Source organism: Dyadobacter sp. HNCC25DJ186 (assembly GCF_056895235.1).
Map to the genome: position 1 here is coordinate 497873 of NZ_JBXHAS010000002.1, position 26273 is coordinate 524145.

A 26273-nucleotide genomic window follows, 5' to 3' on the forward strand; every position below is an offset into this window, starting at 1 on the left:
AAAATGAATATAAGCCCTCAGGAAGAAAGGTGGCCAAGTTTTTCAGCTTCCGCTTCCAGGATTGGAATAATAAGTTCCACTTCATCATCAATCCGAAGATAATGTGCTACAATTTCTTTTGTTTCAACCTCATTATGAATATCACGTTCAAGTGCTTCAACTTTCGTTCTGATCGCTGTAAGTCCGGCCATTGTGAAAGAGGGCTTAATTCCATGAACGACACTAGCAGCTTCCGGGATATTTTCCTGTTCAATAAGTGACTTAAGGCTTTTCCAGCGTGGTAATGAGTCAGATAGAAACGCTTCAAAGATAATCTGTACTATTGACGCGTCATCACCATAGATTTGATCAAGATAACTAACGTCAAGTGCGGGGTTAAGTGATAGAGCCATTAAGATATTTCTTTGGAATTATATGGGTGTTAAATGATTTCAAAACTTGTTAACAATAATAACGAATATCTTAACTTTTTTCAACAACAGAAATAACAATATCGAATAGATTATAATGTAAAGTTATAAGTACTTCTCTAAATCTTCCCGAATTAGTATCTTGAATAGGTTGTCGAAATAACAATTGGCCTGATTCACAAATAGTTTATCTTCAAAATCTAAGGCTTTACCTCAGTTTCTTTCATTTCCTCTTTTTTTGACTCTTCCTTCGCCTTTTCTTCATCTTTGTCTTTCTTCTTGAAATATCTTCTGAATAAAAAGTTCTGACGAAGAGCCAGCATGTTTTCATCCAGTTTCGCTGTACTTGTTTCAAGATTCTGAATCGTATTTTTCAAATTTGACGCAGTTCCTTCGTCATGAAGCAAAACACCCATTGGGCTTTTTGTGTTAGAATTAATATCAGCACTGGCAGTTTTTAAATTATTTACCATAGTGTTTGCAGAAGCTACGGTTTCATTTAAGCGCACCATCGTTGCTCTGACATCGTGCATGATAATGGTATCAGTGGCCAGGTCATTTGCCAAGCCACCTTTTTGATTCAACTTAGCTCCGTAAGTCGACAACGCAGCTGTTAGATTCTGCGCATTCATAGAGGCTTTTTTCAATCCGGCCATGGTTGCATCTACGTCGCGGTATAACTTGTCATCATTCAAAAGCATCCCGACAGTACCTCTGCCTTCAAGGATATTCTTACTGATTTTCTTAAAAGCGTCTGTGATGGAAAGTAGATTTTTGTTGTTTTCGGACAACACACTCAGCATTTCCTCGGTGCTCTCAACTTTTGCAACTGCGAGTTGGTCGCCATCTTCTATGGATGGCACTTTCTGCGTACCACCGTAAATTACAATGATTTTATTACCAATGAGTCCATCCGTACTGACTTTCGCCAATGCATTCTTCCGGATAAACTCCTGGGATTTTTCTTCGATATTCAGCATCACCTCAACTTGTGAGTTCGGAAGAAATTTCAGAGACTTCACAGTCCCGATCTTGACCCCGGAATACCAGATGTTGTTTCCTGCCTTTAAACCATTAACATCTTCAAAAATCGTCTTGACCGTTATGTTGGATGAAAAAACTTTTTTCATGCTCCCGATCGTAAGAATTCCGACGAGTAAAATGACCAGTCCGACAATGACGAAAAGACCTACTACTACGGAGCGTTTTCTATTGCTTGTTTCCATTACTATTGAATAAAATTATAATCGTAAAAACTTTTAACTCTTTCCTCATTTGAAGCAAAGACTTCTTCAAAAGTGCCCGTCATCGCGAACTTGCCGTCAAGAAGCATGGCAAGTCTATCGCCTGTTTGTCGTGCACAGGTGAGGTCGTGGGTAATAATAATTGCTGAGGTGTGATATTTTTCCTTCACTTCATTGATTAACTCATTGATTTCGATACAGGTAATCGGATCCAGTCCGGCGGTCGGTTCGTCATAGAGCATGATTTCCGGCTGCAAGATAAGTGTGCGGGCGATACCGATACGTTTACGCTGTCCTCCTGAAAGCTGAGAAGGAACCTGATTTATTGTCTGCGATAATCCAACAGACTCCAATACCGATTCAACCTGGTCTTTGACCTCAGCCTTGGAGAGATTTGCAACATTTCGAACCAAAGGAAATTCAAGATTTTCCCGAACGGTCATACTATCATATAACGCACTATTCTGAAACGAAAAGCCAATTTTTCTACGGAGCTCATTTAATGTTTTGCCCTGTAATTCGGAAACTTCCTGGCCCAGCACATTCACTGTTCCTTTATCCTGAAGAAGTAACCCGACGATTATTTTAATTAAAACCGATTTCCCGGTTCCAGACCGCCCAAGTACGACGACATTTTCTCCTTTGAATACATCCAGGTCCACTCCATTCAAAACATGTAAGTCGCCAAACGACTTATACACGTCCCGGATTGAAATGATTGGATCTTCCTGATTTGTATTTTCTGACATACAATTCTAACCTCTGAAATAATTAGATACTTGAACTATTATAACCTCTTCTATAAAAATTAAAAACATGGAAAGTACAACCGAAGTATTTGCTGCTTTTCCAACGCCTTCCGTTCCCTTTGTAGCGTTATATCCCTGATAACAACCTACCATTCCAATCGTGAAACCGTAGGCGACTGCCTTCGCAACTGAGGTACCGAGATCAAGGAAGGTAATCTGCTCAAATGCTTTTTCGACGAATGCTACGCCACTGGTGCCTTCGTTCAAATAAACATTTAGGAATGCTCCAAGCAATCCGACAAGCGTACAATAAAACATAAGCAAGGGAATTGTGATGGTGGAGGCCAAAACACGGGTTACAACTAAAAATTTAAAAGGATTAATTGCAGAAACCTCCATGGCGTCGATCTGCTCTGTTACACGCATCGAACCAAGTTCGGCACCTATACTGGATCCTACTTTACCTGCACTAATCAAGGCAGTTACCAGTGCGGCCAATGCCCGCACAATGGCTATGGAGACAAGAGAAGGCAGCCATGACGTAGCGCCAAATTCCGCCAGTGATGGCCTCGATTGTTTGGTAAATACCATTCCGGTAATGAAGCCAGTCATCCCTATAAGCAACAGCGATTTGTATCCAATAGCATAACATTGCTTGACGAGTTCCTGGAATTCCATTCGCCCGCGAAAGGCTTCTACGAAAAAGCGGATAAAAAACTTATAGCCGTTGTATACTGATAGAAAGGCGTGATCTAAATTTTTTGTAAAAACATGTTCTTTTGGCTTCGTGCTCATTAAAAATTGTGCAAAAGTTGATAACCTATATTATGTTATGGAATGATTTGGCCGTATTTTCCAAGTATAAATTTTGCGTTTTCAGGTATAGAGAAGAGCCTTCAACGTTTAGTGTTTAAGTCATAGCAAAAATTATTCCATGGAACTTCAATTTATCCAATATTTGTAAAATAATTTGAACAAAAAAAATGATCTGTGACGAGCGGCTTGGTTGATTCTACTTCTATAATAAAATTTTATACCATTAAAAAAGTCGTTCGCAAAAGGAAGTGTGGGGAATTTTTGCCGGGATATGAAATAGATGACCCTGAGATTCAGGTTGTTTTCTGAGAGATAATTTGGAGTATCGTTGTGAAGATATAAATCTCTGCGAGGGTTCAAGATCGGATCGCAACTTCAACGCCAAGCCTCGGAAGAATCCGGCAGAGGACTAAATTTTTATTCCTCTGCCGGAAAAATTATTTTAGAGGCTGCGGTTTCACACCTTCGTTGGTGATGATGACGGGATTGATCATTCCTTTTTCATCAAATGTCATCAAATCTATACAGGTCACACGGTGATTGCCATCCGTTTCTGTAAGTGGGCGGCGGTGATAAACGATAAACCATTCGTCTTTTCCCGGAATTTGTATAACCGAGTGATGACCTGCGCCGGTTGCTACTTTCGGATCCTGCTGGAGAATTTTTCCAATTCGTTCAAACGGACCAAACGGTGAATCAGCAATGGCGTAGGCTACCGAGTAATTCGGCCCTGTCCAACCACCTTCTGACCACATAAAATAATATTTTCCATTACGGATAAACATGAACGGTCCTTCAACATAACTGGCCGGCGTAATTTCCCTGAATATTTTTCCGTCTTCAAAGGGAATAAACCCTGTAAAATCATTTTTCAGTTTGGCCACATTACAATGTTTCCAACCGCCATAATAAAGGTAGTATTGTCCGTCTTTGTCCTTAAAGACAAACTGGTCGATAGGTTGAGCACCATTATGGAATTTATCAATCAGCGGTTTTCCAAGATAATCTTTGAACGGGCCTTCTGGTTTGTCGGAAACAGCCACGCCAATTCCGCCGGCTTCGTTGTCGCTTTGAATATCATTGGCCCCAAAAAACATGTAATATTTTTTATCTTTCTCAATAATGGAAGGAGCCCAAACTGCTTTTTTTGCCCATTTTACATTCAGAGTATCTAAAACCCTGTCGTGTTTCTTCCAGGTCACCAGATCTTTTGATGAAAATGCGTCAAAGAAAACCTGGTCTTTGTAAGGCGCTGAAAAAGTAGGGTAGATCCAATACTCTTTTCCTCCTTTTGGACTATTGAAGATAATTCCCTCAGGATCTGCATACCAGCCTGGAAATACCGGATTCCCGGAAGTCTTCTGGCCTTTCTGAGCGTAGGAGGAAATTGAAATAATGACGAAAATGACTAATAAGAATTGTTTTTTCATAGATCGTTTTTTTGATGCAAGTTAAGCGCACTGGCAAGGAATTCAAATTTTGAACTTTTTAACAGACCATTTAATAATCATTTCCGGCTCCGCCACCACCAAAATCTCCACCTCCGAATTTAAGGGAATCCCCTTCCGGAGCCTGGCCAAATTGATTGGCGATCAGTAAAGCTTCCAGGTTAGCCAGATTTCTTTTTTCGGAAACATCATCGGAAATACCGAATCGTGGGATTTTTAAATAATTTATGGTTAACAAACTGAGTATGATCAGCAAAGAACCTGCGAAGCATAAAACTGCTTCAATGGCGGGCATATCAAAATAGTACCGAAAGGTGAAACAAGAAAATGCCACAGTGAGAAGTCCAACCAGAAAAAATAAACGGTCTTTATTTTTCAGCCCTGTGAAGCAGTAGAAAAGCGGAATCGCAGCAGTCAATATGTAAAAAAGTATCGCGAATGGAACCTGTGGGGCATTGGGTGTCGCAAGATCAGCGAGTAGCGCATTTCCTTGCCTTACGATGAAATAATTTCCACCAAGGTAGAAAGTAAACAGGACAAATATTTTGATCAGTTTCTGGCATTCATGGTAATAATGGCTTTGTTCTTTTTTATTTATTAGATAAATGACTGCGGACAAAATCATTACGGCAAATGGCAACAGCGATTTCCCGATCGAAAACTTAATCAAAATTGAGGCAAATAGAACGAAAACGGATGTGATTGCGATGAATACAGTAAAAAGGTCGGCATAACGCAACGAGCTAACAACATTGATTAGCAGTACAAACAAACAGTATTGCCATATTTCCAGACCTTCGAACAACACAACAAAGAAGGCAATTCCGGCTAAATTGCCCATATAAAGAAGTGCATTGTCTATACCCGAATGAAATAATTTACGATCCTTGATAAAATATTCAAGGAAAAAATAGTAGCACACTGCACTGACCAGGCATAAGATGGCAAAAGTTTTATTTCCCGCACTTTCAATAAAGAACAGAGAAAGGAATCCTGCGAAAAAGCTGCCACCAAATATTGTAAAAAGAAATAGTCCAATTTTAACAAATATTCCGGGTCTGTAAAACGATTCGGGATAAGCGACTTCAACTTGCTCGACCTGCCCGGCGGTCATCAAATTATTTTTCAACCAGGAACGCACGGTATTTTGAATAAACAAATTATTAACCCAGGATTCTTTATATGCTTTTTTCATTTTTTAAGTCCTAAGATTTTTTTAACATTCAATAGGAAAAACAGAACACCGACGCTGCTGAGCATAAAATAATAAATACTAAAAGCGGCCAAAATTGTGTCGGGGAGGTAAGCGAAGAGCGAATAACTGATGAGGATATAACCATAGATCACACCCATCAGGAGAAATATGAGCGACTGGGAGTTTCTTGCATAATATACCAGAAAGAAGCACAAAAAGGCAACTACTGATAGATAGACTATTTTTGATTCCTGATTAAACACGCCCGCAAGCCCGGCAACAGCGGCCAGATTTCCTCCCAGCAGAAGATAAGTAAAGGCAAAATGTTTTTTCAAATTTCTTGTTTCAGATAACCAACCGATCAGGCAAAGCACTATACCAAGAATTGTTCCGGTGGCAATAAGTCCGGGAGAGGTGAAATCATTTTTTGCCAAAATAGACATAGGGGAGATGGTGAGTCCTAACCAGGAAGCCAATCCCGTTATGGCCATTGACAAGACGCCCCGATGATCAAATCGATAAGCTAGAAAAAAGAAGATAAGCGTTGGAATGAATATTGCTATACCATAGCGCGTACCGAAAAAATTATATTGGAATTGCAGGTAACCTTCCAGAATAAGGAAAAGCGTGCAGCCAAATAGTAGTGCGTATTCGGCAAATTTGGTTGTTTGTTTTATTTCTGACCATTGGAAAGTTTGCCTGTTTTTAAAGACATAATAGAAACAGGTGAGCATTAGCGCTGAAATGACGGCGATAATTGCCTGATGACCAATGGTATCAATGTTTTCATAAATAAGAATTCCCAGGCCGGAAGTCAGCAACGTTATGCCAAGATATAAAATGGAACGAAGCTCCCAGTGAATTGAAAATGGTTTTTCCGTTTCGTAGGCCAGGATTTTTTTGGCCTGCTGTTCCGGAATAATCTCTTTAAGTATAAGGCTTTCAAGTATTGATTTAATATTCATTGGCTTGTGAGGTAAGGGAATTTCTAAATATAATTTATAAAGATAATTGATTCTTGGAATCTGTATATTGCCCGTAAATAAGTAGTCGAATATGAAGTTATTTAAGTGCAGTAATTGCAGCCACGCCGTTTATTTTGAAAATATTTATTGTCAGTATTGTCATTCTTCGCTGGGTTTTGAAACGCAGGAATTAAATCTTTATGCGCTAAAACCTGAGAGAAACAGAAATTACACGCTGATTAACAGTTCAGGAAATCAGAAAGCCTACAAATATTGTCAAAATCACGGCTACAATGTCTGTAACTGGCTGGTTCCGGTTGGCAGTATTTCACCCTTTTGCAAAGCATGTGAGTTAAATCGGACGATTCCTTATTTAGGACAAAAAGATGATTACGATAAATGGTATCGTGTAGAAACAGCCAAACGCAGGCTGATCCATTCGCTGCTGCGTTTCGGATTGGAAGTTAAGAGTAAGAACGCCGCATCATTTGGCGGTATTATGTTTGACTTCCTATCGGACCGGAATATCACCGATGGAAACCGCGTGTTGACCGGGCATGATAATGGGTTGATTACCATTAATATAGCCGAGGCGGACGATATTTATCGGGAAATGTCCCGAAATCAGATGAATGAGGTTTACCGTACGCTTCTGGGACATTTCCGACACGAAATCGGGCATTATTATTGGGATATTTTGATAGGACGAAGTTCGAAAATTATTGAATTTCGTAATCTCTTCGGTGATGAACGCGCAGATTATGGCTACGCATTGCAGCAGTACTATTCCAATAATACCGCGAAAATCTGGAAGAAGCAGTTTATCAGTAAATACGCCAGCGCACACCCATGGGAAGATTGGGCAGAGACGTGGGCACACTATATGCATATTGTAGATACGCTGGAAACAGCGGACTCTTTTGGGTTAAATGTTCAGCCCAAAGTGACAACCGGTGCCATGAAAACGTCCTTTGTCGATCCCTACACCGTTGCGGATTTTGATAACATTATTGACATGTGGCTACCGCTAACCTTTGCCATGAACAGCCTTAACAGAAGTATGGGACTGCGCGATTTGTATCCCTTTGTAATCAGTAAAACGATTAAAGAAAAATTACGCTTTATACACCAGATCGTAAAGGAAGCTGGCAGCAGTAATCAGCCGCAATAATAATCAGGCGTCTAAAACCTTAAAACAAAATTCTCCTTCACCTGTTCTTTACGAAAAAATACAAGTCCGATCCAGAATAAATCGACGGTGAGCGTAACCTGAGGATGTGCTTTGATATGTTCCCAAGCCTGTGTCATTTCCTCTGACCAGTAGATATCATCAAAAATAAATATAGATTCGTTTTTCGCGTATGGAAGGCATTCTTCGAAATATCTCACTGTTGGTTCATAACGGTGATTTGCGTCAAAATAAGCATAGTCCAACCCATTTGTTAGTTTGCTTAGCGTTTTTGGCAATGTCTCATCGATATTACCCAGAATCACTTCAATATTTTTAGCATCTGATTTTTCGAAATTCCTCTGGGCAATTTTTGCTGTTTCAGGGCAACCTTCAAATGATAGAATATGCGAGTCGGGTTTGGCTTTCGACATATAGAGCGTCGTCAAGCCGAGCGAAGTACCAAGTTCTAAAATACTTTCGGGTTGAAAATGACGGATCAAACGATGAAAAAGTTTACCGAATTTCTCGGGCTTTTCTGCGTTTTTAGCAATAGTTTTTATTTTTCTTAGATTCGATTTATTGATACGGGATCCTGCGCCAAGGTCAAGAATTTCGATTGTTTCATTTGAGGCAAGTAATTCCTGACGCAATAATTTCAAATTTTTATAATCTGGGTGCGTTTCGCTTTTATCCTTAATTACCTTCGTGTAAAGTTCAAACAAAAAGGGCGAATGGATTGAGTGTTCATTCCCTGAGCGCAGGAGATACTTGAAATAAGAAGTAATCAATTTGGGTATTTTTTATTTTGATATTCTGTTCGCTTTCACAATTCCAGTGAAAGTTTTTAATTCAGGCGGTAGGGAACGACAAGGGAAAATGCAGGGATGATCACACGGAACTGGCGTCCGTCCAGCACCCTTTCCATTAAATAAGTACCAGACATCTTCCCAAGATCTGTACGTAAATTGCAACCTGAAACATACTCATGTATGTCGCCAGGCTCCAAAACAGGTTGCAAACCTACAATTCCCTCTCCTTCAACTTCTCTGACTGTTCCGTTAGCATCGTATATTAACCAGTGTCTCCGCAGCAGCTTCACAGTGTGCTCACTATGATTTTCTATGAGAATCTTATACGTGAACACATAATGATCCTGTCGCGGATTCGAATAATCCGGCTGATACTCAGTAAGTACTGTGACTTTAACGCCGTCTGTGACTTTCGAAACCATATGCATTAAGGATATTAATGAAATATTGCAGTTTACAAAAACGGGTGGTATGTCTTTTGTAAACTCCAATATAAACGAAAATAGTCATCATTTACTGATAAAACCAAATCAAAAAACAATTAATTTGGTTTTAAATTCAATAATCAAAAAGCATGGATGTTAAAATAGAAGAATCCTGGAAAAAACGACTGTCAGCAGAATTTGAAAAACCATACTTCGGCACACTGACTAATTTCGTTAAGCAGGAGTATACAACGAAACAAATATTCCCACCCGCAAAACAGATTTTCAACGCTTTTAATCATTGCACTTTCGACAATTGCAATGTGGTCATTTTAGGGCAGGATCCATATCATGGATTCGGACAGGCAAATGGACTCTGTTTCTCTGTTAACGATGGTGTCAGAATGCCGCCGTCGTTACTGAATATTTTCAAAGAAATTAAAGAAGATTTGGCAATCGATATTCCTAAATCCGGAAATTTGGAACGTTGGGCGGATCAGGGAGTTCTACTGCTCAACGCCACATTGACTGTTGAGGCAGGTCAGGCTGGTTCTCATCAAAATAAAGGTTGGGAGACATTTACGAATGCCGTGATCAAATGTTTGTCAGATGAAAAAAAAGATCTGGTTTTTATGCTTTGGGGTAAATATGCTCAGGATAAGGGAAAAATAATTGATGAAAGTAAACATCATGTTTTAAAAGCCAAACATCCGTCGCCGATGGCCGCAAATTACGGAGGCTGGTTCGGCTGTAAACATTTCAGTCAGGCCAATGATTATTTAACTCAACGAGGATTGAAATCAATTATCTGGTAGCTTAATCAAAAAAAAGAGTCGGGAAGTCCCGACTCTTTTTAATAATTTTCACTCCTATTACTATTTAATAATTACCTGTCAATATTGGAATTCATTTCCAATACTTTATCCCAATGGGCTTCATTACTTTTCACGAAAGCGTTGCGATTTTTATTCGATGCATACTGCTTCGCTGCTTCGTTCGTACGGAAAGTCAGGTAATGAACAACATCATATTCCTTTTCGCCTCCTTCTGAATTTTGTACGCGACCAGCGGAATAAGCTACGACGTCGTTCACGTTATTTTTTAATACAGCAAAATCACGCATGTGCTTTTCGATGTCTTCCGAAGTTGTACCAGGTTTAAATTTGATACAAACAACACGTTGTGTTTCTGCTGGTTTATGGGGAACATAAGCTCCGTAAATGATTAGCATGAAAATGCTCAGCAGAAATACTGGCAGTAAATATCCTAGTGTTTTATTTTTGGTTCTCATTATTTCTATGTCGGCTTAACCCTTAATTCTAATACTAAACAAAAATAAAACAAATAATTAACATTGCACTATTTCTATAAATAATATAATGTATTCTGTATTTTGACTGTTTTTCGAAATATTCATTGGTAATATTTGCTTCAACGATATTTTATTTTCTAGATGAAGTTTCGCTGGTTTTGTTAAAATAACAGTGTTTAGGTTAAAAATTTAAGTAGAGGTTTTTAAAAAATTCAACAATCCCCAAACTGCGCTTAAATAATTACTGGAAAGTTACTTTTTTTATAAAAATGAGTATAAAGTGGTGATAAACGGCGATGTCAATACACCAAACTTTATATGGAATACTCACGAAAATCCGGGGCATATTTTCGAAAAAAAATCAATGTTTTTTTTCGAAAATCGTTGATTTTGAGCTTCGCGTGTCTCATTTCGACAATTGACACTGGATTTATGCCAGCCTGGGGATTTTGGGCGCACAGAAAAATTAATCGTCTGGCTGTGTTTAGGTTGCCTCCGGAGATGCAGTATTTTTACAAAACACATATTGATTACCTTACAGAAAATGCAGTAAATCCTGACCGCAGGAGATATGCCGTAGTAGGTGAAGCTGAAAGACATTTTATCGATCTTGATGTTTACGGAGATAGTGCGCTGACAATTTTGCCGAAATTCTGGTCTGCCGCTGTAAAAAAGATAGGAGAGGACAGTTTGAGAAAACATGGTATTGTTCCATGGTATATCCAAACGGCAGCTTTTCAATTGACAGATGCATTCAAGGAGAAAGATGTAAGGCGGATTTTGCGGATTTCGGCGGATCTGGGACATTACGTTGCGGATTCGAATGTACCGTTGCACACGACCAGAAATTACAATGGACAACTAACAGGGCAGGAGGGAATTCATGCTTTTTGGGAATCCCGTCTTCCCGAGCTTTATGCACAGGATTACGATTTATGGATTGGTCAGGCTGTATATATTGATAATCTGGCCGAAACTGTCTGGAACTCAGTGAATCATGCACATTTGGCCAGTGACTCCGTTTTTTTGTTTGAAAGGCGACTAAGCCAATCTTTCGATCCGGACAAGAAGTTCAGTTATGAATTGAGGAATAATGTCCTGGTGAGAACCTACTCCCGGGAATTTTCTGAACAGTATCATCACTTGTTAAAAGGTCAGGTTGAAAGGCAAATGAAGGCATCGGTCGAGATGGTCAGCAATCTATGGTTCACATGCTGGATTAACGCAGGACAGCCTGATTTGGAAAAAATGAAAGATTTCGTTCCGGATGAAAAGGAGAAAAAAGCAGAAGCCGCTGAGCAACGGAGTTGGTTGCAGCGGCTTCTGCGTATCCGGTCAGAAAATGACGATTAGGCCTCTTTGAAAACCAGTTTTTTCATATACTCGGCGTCATTTCCGATGCTTGTAATAACCGGTCCGGGATATTCCTCCTGCTCAACAATAAATTGTGTGATACCGCTGTCTGCACCTACTTTTAATAAACTGGCAAAGTCAATCTCGCCCGTTCCCAAATCCACAGAATGCGGCTCTGGTTTGCTTACGAGGTCTTTAATATGACAAAGGTCGTAGCGGCCGGCGTACTTTTTCAAATGTGCAACAGGATCCTGACCGGCAGCAACGATCCAAAGCAGGTCTAGTTCATAATGAACAAGCGATTTGTCGGTGTTGTCGAGTAAAATTTCCTGAGGTAGTTTTCCTTCCTGGTCTTTAAAAGAATAATCGTGATTGTGGTATCCGAATTTCACACCCGCTTTTTGACAGATTTCACCTCGTTTGTTAAATTCATCAGCACGTTTCTTCCATTCATCCAGTGTTTTCTGCGGGCCGATATACGGTTGTAGCAAATAAGAAATACCAGCTTCCGAAGCTTCTGCCGCCGCTTTTTCCAAATCTTTTGTCGTATCAGCGTGGGTGCTTACAATAGTCATCCCAAGCTCGTCCATATAAGCTTTGAATTCTTTGGGTTTCATACCCCATAAAAATCCTTTGTCACCAGCGTAACTTTCAATCTTTTTATAGCCCAAACCAGCAATTTGTTTTAATACGCCTTTTGGATCTGCGCCAATGATATCACGCACACTATATAATTGTAAACCGAAATCGGGAATAGAAGGAGCACCAGATGCGCCTGACGCTGAAAGGCTGGTTGAGTCGGTGCTTTCTGACGATTTTTCTTTGGAACCACCACATGACGAAATGGAGAAAGCAAGCGTGCCTGCGGCGGCAACACCAGCTGATTTTAAAAATAATCGGCGATTATAGGTCATAAAAAATGTACTATTAAGATTAAAAGGAAATTTATTGTTCTGATTTTAAACTGCATTTCCGGCAATTTTATTTCGATTTTCCGAAAGAGGCCCGGAAATATTTCACGCTTTCAGCCACTTCTGCACTGCTATTTTCCCAATGGTACTCATACTCAGCGGATATCGGGCCTTTAAATTTTTGGTGTTTCAGTTCCGAAATAACAGCGTCCACTTTGCTATCGCCTTTTCCCCAGACAACATCGTGGTATTTGCCGTCGGGCGTGTCTTTCATCACATCCTTAAAATGTGACCCAAGCACATGACCGTCCAACTTTTTCAGGCATTCCACAGGATCCAGACCGGAACGAACCCAGTGGCCAATGTCCGAACATGAGCCAATAAATTTACTTTTCGCTGCATATTTCAGAACCGAATCCGGATGCCAGTAATGTGATGGCTTGGGATGGTTATGAAGCGCAACATTAATCTTATACTGATCAGCAAGCGGAGCGATATAGGCGAATTGCTCAGGTTTTGGCTCCGTGTTGATATTCAGAATTCCCATGTCTTTGGCAAACTCGAACAATGTTTTCCATTCGCTTTCATCTTTTGCGTTCACAACGCCGAAGGCGGTCATCGTTATGCCGTGCTTTTTAAGAAGTGCTTTAACTTGCTGACGTTTTGTAGCATCCATTTTAAAATCCATATTACCTTCCAAACCACCGCCCAATTTCTGCCCGGGGAATGCTTCGACATACTTCAAGCCACAGCTATCAATTTTGCGTAGGGCTTCATCGAAAGTGAATAAACGAAAGGTATACGACTGAGCACCAAGCTTCCAACCCATTTTATCTTCTGGATTTTTTTGTGCGAAAGCCGCAAAGTTAAATAAGACAAACAGCGAGCAAAGAATTGTAGATTTTGGAAATTTCATGTATTTGAATGGTGATGTAAAATAAACACTTAGAAAAGTTCAGGTGGTTATCGAACTACTCAACATTCGCGAATTGTCTATGATATACAGCTTAATCCAAATTCGACCTATTGTAAAAATCTGAGCGTAATATTTGAAAAGTGACAAATAGCTGACCAAAATGTCTGGTGGTATGTTCTGCTGCGTGGAAAAGTAAGCCAAGATGTGTTGAAGGGATCTGTGAACGGCCAACCAAACGAACTTCTAAAAGTGTAGCAGAATCAGTACGTTCTATTTGTGCGATTGAGCTGGAAATTTGTTTATTAATATTTTCCAGTAAAGCAATAAAAGTACAATTTGGAAATGGTTCATGCCCTTCCCCTTTGAGATATTTAAGCTGTTCATCAGTCAGTGACTCCGACCGCGCATAAGTCAGCAAACGATCCAGAACGCCGGCAAGGTGTTGCATGTGAAACCCTACGGACGCAAGACCTGAGGGTTTTTTCCATAATAATTCGGTAGGGAAATCCTTGTCGAGCGAATTTATTTCTTCCTGAACCTGCAAAATTGCGTGCGCGACAGGTTGCAGCAGAGGAGTTATGTTGACGAGCGGTCCACGCAGCCAGACTTCGGGTTTTTGTTTTTTTTCCATCCTGAAAACAACAAAAAAAGGGACTCTTTTACAAGTCCCTTTTCAATTCATATATTGGTGTCAGAAATAACTAACTGATTATTTTGCAATATCAATTTGTACTGCTTTACCTTTAATCGTGTTACCGTCCATAGCGCGTAATACTGTACGAGCATCACGTTCCGGAACGTCAACGAAGGTAAATTTGTCATAAATATCTATCGCTCCGATTGTTTTACCAGGAATATTTGCTTCACCAGCAATGGCTCCAACGATATCGCGAGGCATGATATGATCCTTACGTCCAAGACTTAGGAAAAGGCGAGTCATACCAGCTTCCGGTGCCGCTGTACGTTTTGCTTCTCCGTCACGTTCACGTGGTTCACGCGGTGCACGTGATTCGCTGCCAGAACGTTCTCTGCTTGAAAAACGGTCACTTCCTCCACGACTTCCGCCGTCACGGCTTCCACCATCGCGGCTGCCTCTGTCGAAACGTCCGCCTGTTGCGCTTGAAGAGCGACGTTCGAAACGGTCACTTCCGCCTTCACGACGATCGTTACCTCCACGTCTTTCTTCCCATGCAAGATTTCCTTCTGAATATTCGTTTTTCTGAACACCCATAATTTGTTTAGCAAGAGCAGCAACAATCTGTTCTGTTGTGAAACCGCTGTGACGCAACATTTCCAGAACATCCTGGTAAAGATCTGTGTCGCCTTCCTGAATTGCAGCAGAAATACTTTCTACAAAACGGGCCTTACGAACACCAACGATATCTTCATAAGAAGGAATAACGCCTTTTTCGATTTTTACTTTTGTATAATTTTCAATGGTTTTCAAACGGAACTTTTCGTCACGTGCAACCAGAGAGAAAGCTTTTCCGGACATACCGGCACGACCTGTACGGCCGATACGGTGTACGTAATATTCTTCATCCAATGGAATGTCGTAGTTGATAACTCCGTCAAGACCGCTAACATCAATACCACGGGCAGCTACGTCAGTTGCAACAAGGATCGTGGTTACACCAGCCTTAAATTTGCTCATTACATTGCTACGTTGTTGCTGACGCAAATCACCGTGGATACCTTCTGATGCATATCCGCGAAGCTGAAGATCTTCAACGATCTCGTCAACTTTACGTTTTGTGTTACAAAATACAAGCAATGATTTCAGATGATACATATCGATCAAACGAGTCATTACTTCCACTTTCGCTTGTGGTTTTACTTCAAAACAAACCTGTTCGATATTCACGTTAGTAAGCTCGTTACGAACCACTTTGATCAATATCGGATCATTCAGGAAGCGTTTTGTGATTGACATAATCGGCTTAGACATTGTTGCCGAGAAAAGAATCGTTTGACGATCTTCAGGCATGTCAGCCAAAATGCTTTCAATATCCTCACGGAAACCCATGTCAAGCATTTCATCCGCTTCATCAAGTACCATCATGCGTACTTCATCAAACTTCAAAGTGCGGCGTTGCATGTGATCCATTACGCGGCCAGGAGTTCCTACAACAATATGAACACCTTTTTTCAACGAACGTATCTGGCGATCAATAGAATCACCACCATATATTGCTTCAATTTTAATTCCACGCTGAAATTTAGCAAGTCTTCCGATTTCCTCAGAAACCTGTACAGCTAATTCTCTTGTAGGGCAAAGTATAAGTGCCTGAACAGCATTGCTAGATGTGTCAATACGTTCAAGTACAGGTATTCCAAATGCAGCAGTTTTTCCGGTTCCCGTTTGAGCCTGACCAATTACGTCAGATCCTTGCATAACAGCAGGGATACCTTGCGCTTGTATTGGAGAGGGTTTTGTGAACCCCATTTCAGTTAAGGCTTTAAGGATGTTTTCTGAGAGTCCTAAATCAGCGAAGGTCTCAAAATCTTCAATTGTCTCAATTGTTTCAGTAGTCATCTATCTTATTATTGTTAAATTCTTTAAAAATTATTTTTAAGAATTAGAAGTCAGTAGGTTGCCAGCAATATCAGATCCGATATCCTTCATGACGAATATCAAATACAATATTGAAAACCTGCACAATTTGAAATCATGTCTGATTGTTAAGGTAAACCGCGAAAAACCGGTCTGGTACAACAACGCTGATGACTTCGGGTATTTTAAATTTAAGGGATTGCGCTAAGCCCACCACAAGACATCCGTGGGGCTCTGCATGACGAAACGGGTAAAACCAACCAGGCGTTTTAAAGGTTGGTGGCGCAAAAATAATCGCCGGACCGTGATATGAAGCAGAGAAGCGAACGGATGTTCGTTCTAATTTTTTTACAAAAGTACGAATTAATATTTAATAAGCAAATCTCTGACAAATAATAATTGTAATATTTTTAGAAAGCTGCATTTGTCCTTTTACTGAGCCTGGGGCAAATGTTACGTTGCCAAGCAGGAAATAACTTTTTCTTTATGTCTGGGTAAAGTTACTTTTTTGTATTAACACCGTATAAAGGAACAAATCACCGAATCAGGTGAACATTTTATCTCTAATACAAAACCCACTACAATGAAAAAGTACTTTTTGGGCGTATTTTTCGCCTGTGCTGGTTTATCTGCTTATGCGCAAAGCAATACACTTCTCGTGTATGGAAATCTGGGGATCAATTCTAGTAAATCCGCTTCGGATATCAAAACGAGCAGTTTTGAATTTTCGCCAGGGGTAGGATATCAGTGGGATGACCATTGGACGGGCGGGTTAAATTTGAAGACATCTTCGGCAAAGACAGGATCGCCTGAAATCAAATCAACATCTTTCGGCGCTGGTCCCTTTATTCGTTATGCCTATCCATTGTCGGATATCTTTGCAGTGTATGGACAATTGAATACCAATTTCCTGGCTGGCAAAACGGCCGGTGTGAAAATGAATGGATTTGAATCCACTCTCTTTCCTGCCATCGGAGTCAATCTGAAAAATGGGTTTGCGTTGAACTTTAATTTTGGAAGTCTTGGTTTCGCAACCGGAAAAGTAAAGGGTCAGAATAAAACCAATAATTTCGGCTTGAATTTTGGCAGCGGAGTGGGATTTGGTATGTCCAAAAACTTTGGCTTGTAAAAAGTAAGGGCTGTATCGCTTCGATACAGCCCTTACTTTTTACATTATATATGAATCATAACACTTCACTCACCTCTGTATAAGGTAAGTTCCAAGCCTCGGAGACGCCCTTGAAAACAATTTTTCCATTTACAACATTAAGTCCTTTGCGCAATTCTTCGTTCGTCGCGCATGCCGCTTTCCATCCTTTGTTTGCGAGCTGCAAAGCATATGGAAGTGTCGCGTTTGTTAACGCAAGTGTCGATGTGTAAGGCACAGCACCGGGCATGTTTGCCACACAATAGTGGACAACACCATCAACTTCATAGATTGGATCTTCGTGTGTGGTCGCGTGAGAAGTTTCAAAACATCCGCCCTGATCGATCGCTACGTCAACCATAACCGTTCCCGGCTTCATCAGTTTCAACATGTCGCGGGTTATTAATGAGGGCGCTTTTGCACCAGGGATCAGCACACCACCAATAATCAGGATCGAGCTTTTTACCAGATCGCGGATGTTATATTCGTTTGACATCACCGTGTCAACATTGGCGGGCATAATATCTTCAAGATAACGAAGACGTGCAAGGCTGATATCTACAATTGTTACATTGGCACCTAAACCTGCCGCCATTTTCGCAGCCTGTGTTCCAACAATTCCACCACCTAAAACCAATACGTTTGCAGGTTTTACTCCGGCTACGCCGCCAAGTAAAATCCCGAATCCACCCATAGGTTTTTCAAGATATTTCGCACCTTCCTGAACTGCCATACGTCCGGCTACTTCGCTCATTGGAATTAGTAGCGGAAGGCTTCTGTCGGTTCTTTCCACCGTTTCGTATGCAAGGCAAACAGCCTTACGTTCGATCATGGCATGCGTCAGCGGTTCTGACGAAGCAAAGTGGAAATAGGTAAATAACAATTGATCTTCTTTGATGAGCGCATATTCGCTTGCAATGGGCTCTTTTACTTTTACAATCATTTCAGCGATTGCGTAAACTTCTTCGATCGTAGGAAGAATCACCGCGCCTGCTTCGGTATATTGTTCGTCTGAAAAACCACTTGCTTTTCCCGCTTCCGTTTGAACGTAAACCGTATGGCCGTGTTTGCTAAACTCAGTTACTCCGGCTGGCGTAACGGCCACACGGTTTTCATTGTTTTTGATTTCTTTCGGAACGCCGATGATCATAGTCATTGAATGTTATAATTTTGGAAAAGAGTGAATTCAGTCTGGATTGTAAAATTACCAGATTAGGGAAAAACATTCTTTTGAGGCAGAAAAATATAGAAAATAAAACTGTCTGATTCCAATTGTAAAGAAAATTATTCTTTCATTTACCCTAAAAAACAGCCTGAACTATTAAAAATTACTTTCTATGCAACTCGATACCACAGATCGCCGGATTTTGGAACTACTGCAAGAGAACGCGCAATTCACAATGAAAGAAATTGCGAGCCGGATCAACCTTTCTGTTACACCAGTCCATGACCGTATACGAAAGCTGGAAAGGGAGGGGTTTATTGATAAATATGTTTGCCTTCTTAATCGCAGAAAACTCGGGAAATCGCTGATCGTTTATTGCAACATTACACTTGATAAACAACAGCGCGAAAGTTTTGAAGATTTCAACCAGGCCATCGTCAATATGAGTGAAGTTTTGGAATGCTCAGTTGTTTCAGGCAATTTTGATTACATGTTGAAAGTGGTGGTTGAGGATGGCGAGGCTTATAATCAATTTTACCAGCATAAACTTTCTGCACTAAAAAGCGTGTTACACATTAGCAGTTACTTCGTAATTTCAGAAATAAAGTACTCAACTGGTATTTCAGTACGTTGAGGAATTTGAAGTTTGTCAGGTAAGCCATGTTCAAAGTGTTGTTTATTGCTCATTTCGGGCTGAAGTTACCGTCAAGCGGGCTAAAAATTAAAAGAATGAATAAGAATTTTAAAGATGGTTTGAACCTGATGTCGAAGGTAACGCCTAAACGTGCCTGGAACGCCATTCAGATTTTAAGCAGTTATTTTTACTCAAAATCTACTGGCATGCCGGTTCATTGGGGTATGCCGATTGCAATTTCTTTTGAACCGACGACTTCCTGTAATCTGCGTTGTCCGGAATGTCCAAGCGGTCTGCGGTCGTTCACCAGGCCAACCGGTATGATGGAAGAAACGTTATATAAAAAAACCATCGACGAATTGGCGGATACGCTGTTGTATCTGATTTTTTACTTCCAGGGCGAGCCCTATCTGCATCCTAAGTTTTTTGAACTGGTGCGCTATGCACATGACAAAGGAATTTACACGGCAACCTCAACCAACGCACATTATCTGACAGATGAAAAAGCGAGAAAAACGGTTGAATCCGGTCTGGATCGTTTGATCATTTCAATTGACGGCACAACCCAGGAAACTTATCAGCAGTATCGTATCGGCGGAAAACTGGAAAAAGTGCTGGAAGGGACACGGAATATTATCAAGTGGAAAAAGGAGCTGAAATCAAGCACGCCACATGTAATTTTCCAGTTTTTGGTCGTCAAGCCTAATGAACATCAGATCGAAGATGTGAAAAAGCTGGCTGAGGAAATGGGTGTGGATGAAGTGGGATTGAAAACGGCTCAGATCTATGACTATGAAGAAGGTTCTGACCTTATACCATCCATTGATAAATATTCCCGATATAAAAAGGAAGAGTCAGGGCGCTTTTCAATCAAGAATAAGTTCGTAGACCATTGCTGGAAAATGTGGCATTCCTGTGTCATTACCTGGGATGGAGCTGTTGTGCCTTGCTGTTTTGACAAGGATGCCGAATATCAATTAGGCGATATGAAACGCTCTACATTTAAAGATTTGTGGCGAGGCAAAAAATATACTGACTTCCGTGCTTCACTGATTCGCTCGCGGTCAGAGATTGAAATGTGCAAGAATTGCACTGAAGGAACTGAGGTTTGGGCGTGAAACATTCGTCTTTTTTAGAATTATTAAGAAAATTAACAAATATTAATGTGATTTAACACGTTGACATAGAGTAGTTAACCAGTTTTTATTAAAACTCCGTGGAACATTTTTTGGTGGTTTGCTCTGAATAATTGAAATTTGGCACTGGTAACTCAAACAATTCATGGGCAAAGTAATTGCAATTGCAAACCAAAAAGGCGGAGTAGGTAAGACTACTACTGCAATTAATCTCGCTGCCAGCCTGGCAGCATTAGAATTTCGTACCCTTATTATTGACGCAGATCCGCAGGCGAATTCAACCTCAGGACTGGGATTTAATCCTCAGGAAATGCAGAACAGCATCTACGAATGTATGGTAGAAGATGTGCGTACGAGCGAGGTGATATTGGAAACAGATTTTCCTAACCTCAATCTATTGCCTTCGCATATAGATCTTGTCGGGGCGGAAATAGAGATGATCAATCTCAAAAATCGTGAGCAGCGCATGAAAGATGCGATTGCCGAAGTACGTGACGATTATGATTTCATCATCATTGATTGCTCGCCTTCGCTCGGTTTAATAACGATTAATAGTTTAACAGCGGCAGATTCAGTCATTGTACCTGTTCAATGCGAATATTTTGCATTGGAAGGTTTAGGGAAACTTCTGAACACCATCACCATCATTCAGTCACGGTTGAATACAAACCTTGCGATTGAAGGCATTCTTTTAACCATGTACGACCTGCGTTTACGTCTGTCTAATCAGGTGGTTAATGAAGTAACCAGTCATTTTGAATCGTTGGTATTCAATACAATTATTCCCCGAAATATTCGCCTGAGTGAATCGCCAAGTTACGGTATCCCTGTTTTGGCGCAGGATGCAGACAGCAAAGGTGCCATCAGTTATCTTAATTTGGCCAGAGAAATCCTGACTAAAAACGGATTGCTGTCTACGGATGCACATCAGGGAGTTAATTGATCAATTGTATCTAGGGGAGATCATAGCGCAGAATGGAAACAAGCAATAAAAATAAAAAAATGACCGGTCTGGGTCGCGGCCTCGGAGCATTGTTGCAGGACTCGGACAAGGTCAATAATACGCCGCGCCCAAACACGAGGCCGTCTTCAATGGATGCTGTCGGGTCCATGAACGAAATCGAGCTGGACCAAATTGAAGCAAATCCTTACCAGCCAAGGACAAAGTTTGATCAGGAAGCGCTTCAGGAATTAGCAGATTCGATTCGGGTGCAGGGCATTATCCAGCCGATTACCGTCAGACAACTAGGTCCGGACCAGTACCAGCTGATTTCTGGTGAGCGGCGTTTGCAGGCATCCAGGTCTCTTGGCATGTTGCGTATTCCTGCTTATGTGCGTACCGCTAATGACCAGCAAATGCTGGAAATGGCGCTTATCGAAAATATCCAGAGAGAAAATCTTAACGCTATTGAGATTGCATTAAGTTATCAGCGACTAATTCTGGAATGTAATTTAAAACAGGAAGAGCTCGGTATCCGCGTCGGTAAAAACCGGACAACGGTCAATAATTATATCCGTCTTCTGAAATTGCCGCCTGTGATTCAAGCTGCCCTACGCGATAACCGGATCAGTATGGGACACGCACGTGCGATTATCACAATTAACAGCGATCAGATTCAGTTAAAGATTTTTAATAAAATTATTGAAGAAGGCTGGTCGGTGCGAAAGGTAGAAGAAGAGGTTCGGAAACTTGGTATGATGAGCAGCATGTCTTTTGAAACAAAAAAACCTGTTGCGCTCAATCAGGAAATAAAGTCATTGCAATTTCAACTGTCTTCGTTTTTTGGGGCGAAGGTTTCTGTAAAAAGCAGTGATGACCACAAGGGCGAAATCAAAATTCCTTTTGGTTCGCAGGATGAATTGAAAAAGATTTTGGAAACATTGAAATTCGAGGGGAAGGCTTGAAAAAGTGGTTTTTAATCGGCATTGTTCTTTTTATCTCAGGTAGAGGAAATGCTCAGACTGTCAGACCGGATAGTGAAAAGGGAAAAGCCGTTAAAATCGTAGTTTCCGATACGTCAGCGATTGTGAAAGGGGATACGTCATTGTTAAAAACTGACAAAAAATGGGTTCCTAATCCTAAAAAAGCTACTAAATTGGCAGCTATTTTGCCTGGATCCGGTCAGATCTATAACCGGGATTATTGGAAGGTTCCATTAGTTTATGCAGCTTTTGCAGGTGGTACCTGGACGGCAATTTATTGGAATGTTCGGTATCAGGATTTCGTAAGAGGATATAAAACCTTTTATAACCTTGATAAAACAAGTGCAAAATATGGTCAGCTGAAAGATGGCGTAACGTCCGATACCCGCTTACCGGTATTCTATCGTGGAGGTATCTTAAATGGAGAACGGGTTGATTCACTTGCTTTGACAGTCGATCAGGTAAGAAGAGAAAAAAATCGGTACAGACGTTTTCGCGAAACGGCGATTGTTTTCACCGTCGCACTTTACGCACTTTCCATTATCGAAGCAAACGTGGCCGCACATTTGAAAACTTTTGATTTGTCGGAAGATTTGTCTTTGAGAGTAGCGCCAAAGGTGCAACAGCCAAATATGACCAGACCGACACCCGGAGTTAGTTTGGTCTTTAATTTTAAGAAATAGATTATTTTTTAACGTATTGATTGGAATTTAAGTTTTTAAAATGAAAATATTATTGCTGGGTTACGGTAAAATGGGTAAAACAATCGAAAAGATTGCTCTTGAAAGAGGCCACAGTATTGCCGGGAAAATCGATCTTCAAAACAGGTCCGAAATGGACGCTTTGGAAAAAGATGATGTTGATGTTGCCATAGAATTCAGCTCGCCGGAATCAGCTTATTCAAATATTACCTATTGTCTTAAAAAAGGATGGCCAATCGTATGCGGGACAACGGGTTGGCTGGAACACCGGACAGAAATTGAGCAGTTATGTAAAGATGAACAGGGATCATTTTTCTATGCTTCCAATTACAGTATCGGCGTTAATCTTTTTTTTCGCTTGAATCGTCATCTCGCCAAATTGATGAATGGCCAGGGATATCAGGCTTCCATGACTGAAATTCACCACATTCATAAACTTGATGCGCCAAGTGGCACTGCGATTACCCTTGCGGAAGGTGTGGCGGCTGAGAACAAAGTGATTCAAGGGTGGAAACTTGCTCCGGAAATGGAAGGTGGCTTTATCACGATCACTGCCGAACGGGAAGGGGAGGTTCCGGGTACACATATCATACGGTATGAGTCAGACGTGGATACGATTGAAATTTCGCATACCGCTCACAACCGGGCCGGTTTCGCGCTCGGCGCCGTGGTTTCAGCTGAATGGTTACCTGGAAAACAAGGTGTATTTGGTATGGACGATCTCTTAAAAAATTTAGATTAATACACGTAACGCTCAATAATTCTAATATGGCTTTTGATAAGGGAACAAACTCTGGCACATCACCAAAAAATAAAAAATCGGCAGTTCGGGAGTGGTTTGACTCTGTCCTTTTTGCAGTAATTGCAGCCACACTTATCCGCTGGCTGTTTTTTGAAGCATTCACAATTCCTACGCCTTCTATGGAGAACAGCCTTTTGGTTGGCGACTTTTTGTTTGTAAGTAAATTGCACTACGGCACGCGTACGCCAAAAACTCCTTTGCAAGTACCATTAACGCACCAGACTATCTGGGGTACAAATATTCCTTCCTACACCGATGCTATTCAATTACCTCAATTTCGACTACCCGGTTTCAGTGATGTAAAACGTGGCGATGTGGTCGTGTTTAATTACCCGCCGGAACTACAACATCCGGTTGATTTAAAAACCAATTACATTAAAAGGTGTATGGGACTCCCCGGAGATAAACTGGAAGTTCGGGATCTTCAGGTATTTGCAAACGGAAAAGCCGTTGAAAATCCTGTAAGAATGGAAAATGAATATTTTGTTGCAACGACAACAAGTGTTAATGAAGCGAAAGTTTTCAAGGATAATGGAATTTCAGAATACAATTCTTACCAGGAAACCTTTAACGATACCATCGCCAGTAACGATCAATCCGGTTACCTGGTTTTTACAACGGTTGAATTGGCGGCAAAATTGAAAACTTATGATTTCGTTAAAGGAGTTACTTTGGTGAAGGCTTCAAAAGAAATAAGTGAGCCTATGTTATATCCAAACTCTCAGCTCTTCAAATGGAACCGCGACAATTATGGCCCGATCACAATTCCTGCGAAAGGTATGACAGTTCAGCTTAATGCCGAAAACATTGCTTTGTACGGACCAGTAATAAAAAATTATGAAGGTAACGAAGCAGTTGAGCTGGAAGAAAACAGTATAAAAATCGCAGGTAAAGCAATTACGACGTACACTTTCGATCAGGATTATTATTTCATGATGGGAGATAACCGCCACAACTCTGCGGATTCTCGCTACTGGGGATTTGTTCCAAAAGATCATATTGTTGGAAAAGCGGTGTTTGTATGGATGTCGATTGATCCTGCACCTACCAGTTTCTTCGGTAAAATCAGATGGAGCAGATTGTTCCGCGTGATTAACTAAAGAATATCGAATGTACAGAAAGGGAAGGGATGTTAAATGCATTTCTTCCCTTTTTTATTATATTATCATGTTATATAATAAAATTATATATAGTTGTTTGTTTATTATAATGATTTGTTGCAATATTGTGATCAAAATATAGCAATCATGATAACCTTTCCTAAAAAAGATACTATCGCCGAAGCAATCAATAGAAAGAAAACGAAGTCTGCGTTTCGGGAGTGGATGGATTCTGTTTTTTTTGCCGTCATCGCTGCAACATTAATCAGATGGCTGTTTTTTGAAGCCTTCGTGATTCCTTCATCCTCTATGGAGCACACGCTTTTGGTTGGCGAGTATCTTTTTGTGAGCAAGCTACATTATGGAACCCGTACGCCAATCACACCGCTACAAGTTCCGCTTACGCACCAGACCATCTGGGGAACTGTTATACCTTCTTATCTGGAATGGATAAAATTGCCTGAAATGAGACTGCCAGGTTTTTCTGATGTGAAAAGAGGTGATGTTGTTGTGTTTAATATCCCCTCTGAAAATCCGGGTGTTTATCAGAAATACAGCAACGTGTTACCAAATTTGAAACCGCATCCGATCGATCTGCGCACAAATTATATCAAAAGATGTGTAGGGCAGGCAGGAGATCGATTGGAAATTAGGGATGGCCAGGTTTATGTAAACGGAACAGCGGGTAAAAACCCAGCCGGTATGCAAAGTGATTATTTCGTTTCATCCGGCACAGCAATTAATGAGTTGAATATTTTCAGAAAAAACGGAATTACTGAATATTCTCCATATACGGAAACCTTTGACGATACCTTATCAGGCAATGATGAGAATGGATACATTGTGAAAACCACGGCGGAAACGGCTGAAAAATTAAAATCCTACGATTTTATAAAACGAGTTCAATTGTCTGTTTCGCCAAAAGGGGTGAAAGAAAGTTATCTCTTCCCAAATGCCGATTTCCTTGCTTGGAACAAGGATAACTATGGACCCATTGTTGTGCCAAAACAAGGAATGACAATTGAATTAACCGCTGCAAACATTGCCCTGTATGGCGAGATAATTCAATTTTTTGATGGAAATCAAAATGTAACTAATAACGATGGGGTATTAAGTCAGGCGGGGATTCCGATTAAAAAATACACATTTAGGCAGGATTATTTTTTTATGATGGGAGATAACCGTCACAACTCTGCCGATTCACGCTATTGGGGGTTTGTACCAAAAGATCACATCGTTGGAAAAGCGGTATTCGTATGGATGTCAATTGATCCTGATCCTTTGCGTTTTATAGACAAGATTCGCTGGGAAAGGTTGTTCAGTGTGATTAATTAAGCAAAAAAGCTTCCCGGGCCGGGAAGCTTTTTTGATATTTCACAACTAAATA

27 protein-coding genes are annotated in these 26273 nt (G+C 40.7%); 12 read left to right on the forward strand and 15 right to left on the reverse strand.

Annotated elements, in window-relative coordinates:
• Positions 1-17: 17 nt before the first annotated feature.
• The 7 genes from AC1XUO_RS07015 to AC1XUO_RS07045 form a co-directional block, all read right to left on the reverse strand.
• Positions 18-392: an Hpt domain-containing protein gene (locus tag AC1XUO_RS07015; RefSeq protein ID WP_483329060.1), complete on the reverse strand. Its 375-nt coding sequence runs from the start codon at positions 390-392 to the stop codon at positions 18-20.
• A 218-nt stretch (positions 393-610) separates the two neighbouring features.
• Positions 611-1636: an MlaD family protein gene (locus tag AC1XUO_RS07020; RefSeq protein WP_483329061.1), complete on the reverse strand. Its 1026-nt coding sequence runs from the start codon at positions 1634-1636 to the stop codon at positions 611-613.
• Positions 1637-1638: 2 nt separating this feature from the next.
• Complete coding sequence (locus tag AC1XUO_RS07025; protein WP_483329062.1) at positions 1639-2403, reverse strand: ABC transporter ATP-binding protein; 765 nt, start codon at positions 2401-2403, stop codon at positions 1639-1641.
• Between the two features lie 6 nt (positions 2404-2409).
• Complete coding sequence (locus AC1XUO_RS07030) at positions 2410-3198, reverse strand: MlaE family ABC transporter permease (protein WP_483329063.1); 789 nt, start codon at positions 3196-3198, stop codon at positions 2410-2412.
• A gap of 458 nt (positions 3199-3656) precedes the next feature.
• A complete protein-coding gene (locus AC1XUO_RS07035; RefSeq protein WP_483329064.1) occupies positions 3657-4649 on the reverse strand; it encodes a glycoside hydrolase family 43 protein in 993 nt (330 codons plus the stop codon).
• A 70-nt stretch (positions 4650-4719) separates the two neighbouring features.
• Positions 4720-5862: a hypothetical protein gene (locus AC1XUO_RS07040; RefSeq protein ID WP_483329065.1), complete on the reverse strand. Its 1143-nt coding sequence runs from the start codon at positions 5860-5862 to the stop codon at positions 4720-4722.
• A complete protein-coding gene (locus tag AC1XUO_RS07045) occupies positions 5859-6827 on the reverse strand; it encodes a DUF2157 domain-containing protein (protein ID WP_483329066.1) in 969 nt (322 codons plus the stop codon). Before AC1XUO_RS07045 ends, AC1XUO_RS07040 begins: the two co-directional genes overlap by 4 nt.
• 91 nt (positions 6828-6918) lie before the next feature.
• On the opposite strand from AC1XUO_RS07045, the gene AC1XUO_RS07050 reads away from it, so the two are divergent.
• Entirely contained in the window at positions 6919-7998 is a 1080-nt protein-coding gene (locus tag AC1XUO_RS07050; RefSeq protein ID WP_483329067.1) for a zinc-binding metallopeptidase family protein, read from the forward strand.
• An 11-nt stretch (positions 7999-8009) separates the two neighbouring features.
• On the opposite strand, the gene AC1XUO_RS07055 is transcribed toward AC1XUO_RS07050, so the two are convergent.
• On the reverse strand, positions 8010-8786 hold the full coding sequence (locus AC1XUO_RS07055) for an O-methyltransferase (RefSeq protein ID WP_483329068.1): 777 nt from the start codon (positions 8784-8786) through the stop codon (positions 8010-8012).
• Positions 8787-8842: 56 nt separating this feature from the next.
• A complete protein-coding gene (apaG, locus tag AC1XUO_RS07060) occupies positions 8843-9229 on the reverse strand; it encodes a Co2+/Mg2+ efflux protein ApaG (protein WP_483329069.1) in 387 nt (128 codons plus the stop codon).
• Between the two features lie 152 nt (positions 9230-9381).
• On the opposite strand from apaG, the gene ung reads away from it, so the two are divergent.
• Positions 9382-10047, forward strand: a complete 666-nt coding sequence (gene ung, locus AC1XUO_RS07065) for a uracil-DNA glycosylase (protein ID WP_483329070.1) — start codon at positions 9382-9384, stop codon at positions 10045-10047.
• A 71-nt stretch (positions 10048-10118) separates the two neighbouring features.
• On the opposite strand, the gene AC1XUO_RS07070 is transcribed toward ung, so the two are convergent.
• Entirely contained in the window at positions 10119-10523 is a 405-nt protein-coding gene (locus tag AC1XUO_RS07070; RefSeq protein WP_483329071.1) for a Dabb family protein, read from the reverse strand.
• A gap of 339 nt (positions 10524-10862) precedes the next feature.
• Between AC1XUO_RS07070 and AC1XUO_RS07075 the strand changes: the two genes are divergently transcribed.
• Positions 10863-11897, forward strand: coding sequence for a zinc dependent phospholipase C family protein (locus AC1XUO_RS07075; protein WP_483329072.1), 1035 nt, complete (start codon positions 10863-10865; stop codon positions 11895-11897).
• Here AC1XUO_RS07075 and AC1XUO_RS07080 read toward each other — a convergent pair.
• The 4 genes from AC1XUO_RS07080 to AC1XUO_RS07095 all read right to left on the reverse strand — a co-directional run bounded on the left by AC1XUO_RS07080 (position 11894) and on the right by AC1XUO_RS07095 (position 16260).
• Positions 11894-12811 (reverse strand): sugar phosphate isomerase/epimerase family protein, encoded by a 918-nt coding sequence (locus AC1XUO_RS07080; protein ID WP_483329073.1) that lies wholly within the window; start codon positions 12809-12811, stop codon positions 11894-11896. The two genes, AC1XUO_RS07075 and AC1XUO_RS07080, sit on opposite strands and share 4 nt — an antisense overlap.
• Positions 12812-12878: 67 nt before the next feature.
• Complete coding sequence (locus AC1XUO_RS07085) at positions 12879-13724, reverse strand: sugar phosphate isomerase/epimerase family protein (RefSeq protein WP_483329074.1); 846 nt, start codon at positions 13722-13724, stop codon at positions 12879-12881.
• Between the two features lie 91 nt (positions 13725-13815).
• Complete coding sequence (locus AC1XUO_RS07090; RefSeq protein ID WP_483329075.1) at positions 13816-14355, reverse strand: DinB family protein; 540 nt, start codon at positions 14353-14355, stop codon at positions 13816-13818.
• A gap of 78 nt (positions 14356-14433) precedes the next feature.
• Positions 14434-16260, reverse strand: coding sequence for a DEAD/DEAH box helicase (locus tag AC1XUO_RS07095; RefSeq protein WP_483329076.1), 1827 nt, complete (start codon positions 16258-16260; stop codon positions 14434-14436).
• 601 nt (positions 16261-16861) lie between these two features.
• On the opposite strand from AC1XUO_RS07095, the gene AC1XUO_RS07100 reads away from it, so the two are divergent.
• Positions 16862-17407, forward strand: a complete 546-nt coding sequence (locus tag AC1XUO_RS07100) for an outer membrane beta-barrel protein (protein ID WP_483329077.1) — start codon at positions 16862-16864, stop codon at positions 17405-17407.
• 55 nt (positions 17408-17462) lie between these two features.
• Here the strand turns inward: AC1XUO_RS07100 and ald are convergent, their stop codons facing one another.
• Positions 17463-18575 carry an alanine dehydrogenase gene (gene ald, locus AC1XUO_RS07105; protein ID WP_483329570.1) on the reverse strand — a complete coding sequence of 371 codons (1113 nt, stop codon included), beginning with the start codon at positions 18573-18575 and terminating at the stop codon, positions 17463-17465.
• A 187-nt stretch (positions 18576-18762) separates the two neighbouring features.
• Between ald and AC1XUO_RS07110 the strand changes: the two genes are divergently transcribed.
• From AC1XUO_RS07110 to lepB (AC1XUO_RS07145), 8 genes are all read left to right on the forward strand, one after another.
• The gene (locus AC1XUO_RS07110; protein ID WP_483329078.1) at positions 18763-19224 is read left to right on the forward strand and encodes an Lrp/AsnC family transcriptional regulator; all 462 of its coding nucleotides are present in this window, start codon (positions 18763-18765) and stop codon (positions 19222-19224) included.
• A 95-nt stretch (positions 19225-19319) separates the two neighbouring features.
• The gene (locus AC1XUO_RS07115; RefSeq protein ID WP_483329079.1) at positions 19320-20342 is read left to right on the forward strand and encodes an SPASM domain-containing protein; all 1023 of its coding nucleotides are present in this window, start codon (positions 19320-19322) and stop codon (positions 20340-20342) included.
• Positions 20343-20505: 163 nt separating this feature from the next.
• Entirely contained in the window at positions 20506-21303 is a 798-nt protein-coding gene (locus tag AC1XUO_RS07120; protein WP_090335931.1) for a ParA family protein, read from the forward strand.
• Positions 21304-21335: 32 nt separating this feature from the next.
• Entirely contained in the window at positions 21336-22265 is a 930-nt protein-coding gene (locus AC1XUO_RS07125; protein WP_483329080.1) for a ParB/RepB/Spo0J family partition protein, read from the forward strand.
• Complete coding sequence (locus tag AC1XUO_RS07130) at positions 22262-22966, forward strand: DUF5683 domain-containing protein (RefSeq protein WP_483329081.1); 705 nt, start codon at positions 22262-22264, stop codon at positions 22964-22966. Before AC1XUO_RS07125 ends, AC1XUO_RS07130 begins: the two co-directional genes overlap by 4 nt.
• 40 nt (positions 22967-23006) lie before the next feature.
• Complete coding sequence (gene dapB, locus AC1XUO_RS07135; protein WP_483329082.1) at positions 23007-23726, forward strand: 4-hydroxy-tetrahydrodipicolinate reductase; 720 nt, start codon at positions 23007-23009, stop codon at positions 23724-23726.
• Between the two features lie 26 nt (positions 23727-23752).
• Positions 23753-24886, forward strand: a complete 1134-nt coding sequence (lepB, locus tag AC1XUO_RS07140) for a signal peptidase I (protein WP_483329083.1) — start codon at positions 23753-23755, stop codon at positions 24884-24886.
• Between the two features lie 147 nt (positions 24887-25033).
• The gene (lepB, locus tag AC1XUO_RS07145) at positions 25034-26221 is read left to right on the forward strand and encodes a signal peptidase I (RefSeq protein ID WP_483329084.1); all 1188 of its coding nucleotides are present in this window, start codon (positions 25034-25036) and stop codon (positions 26219-26221) included.
• Positions 26222-26273 lie beyond the last annotated feature (52 nt).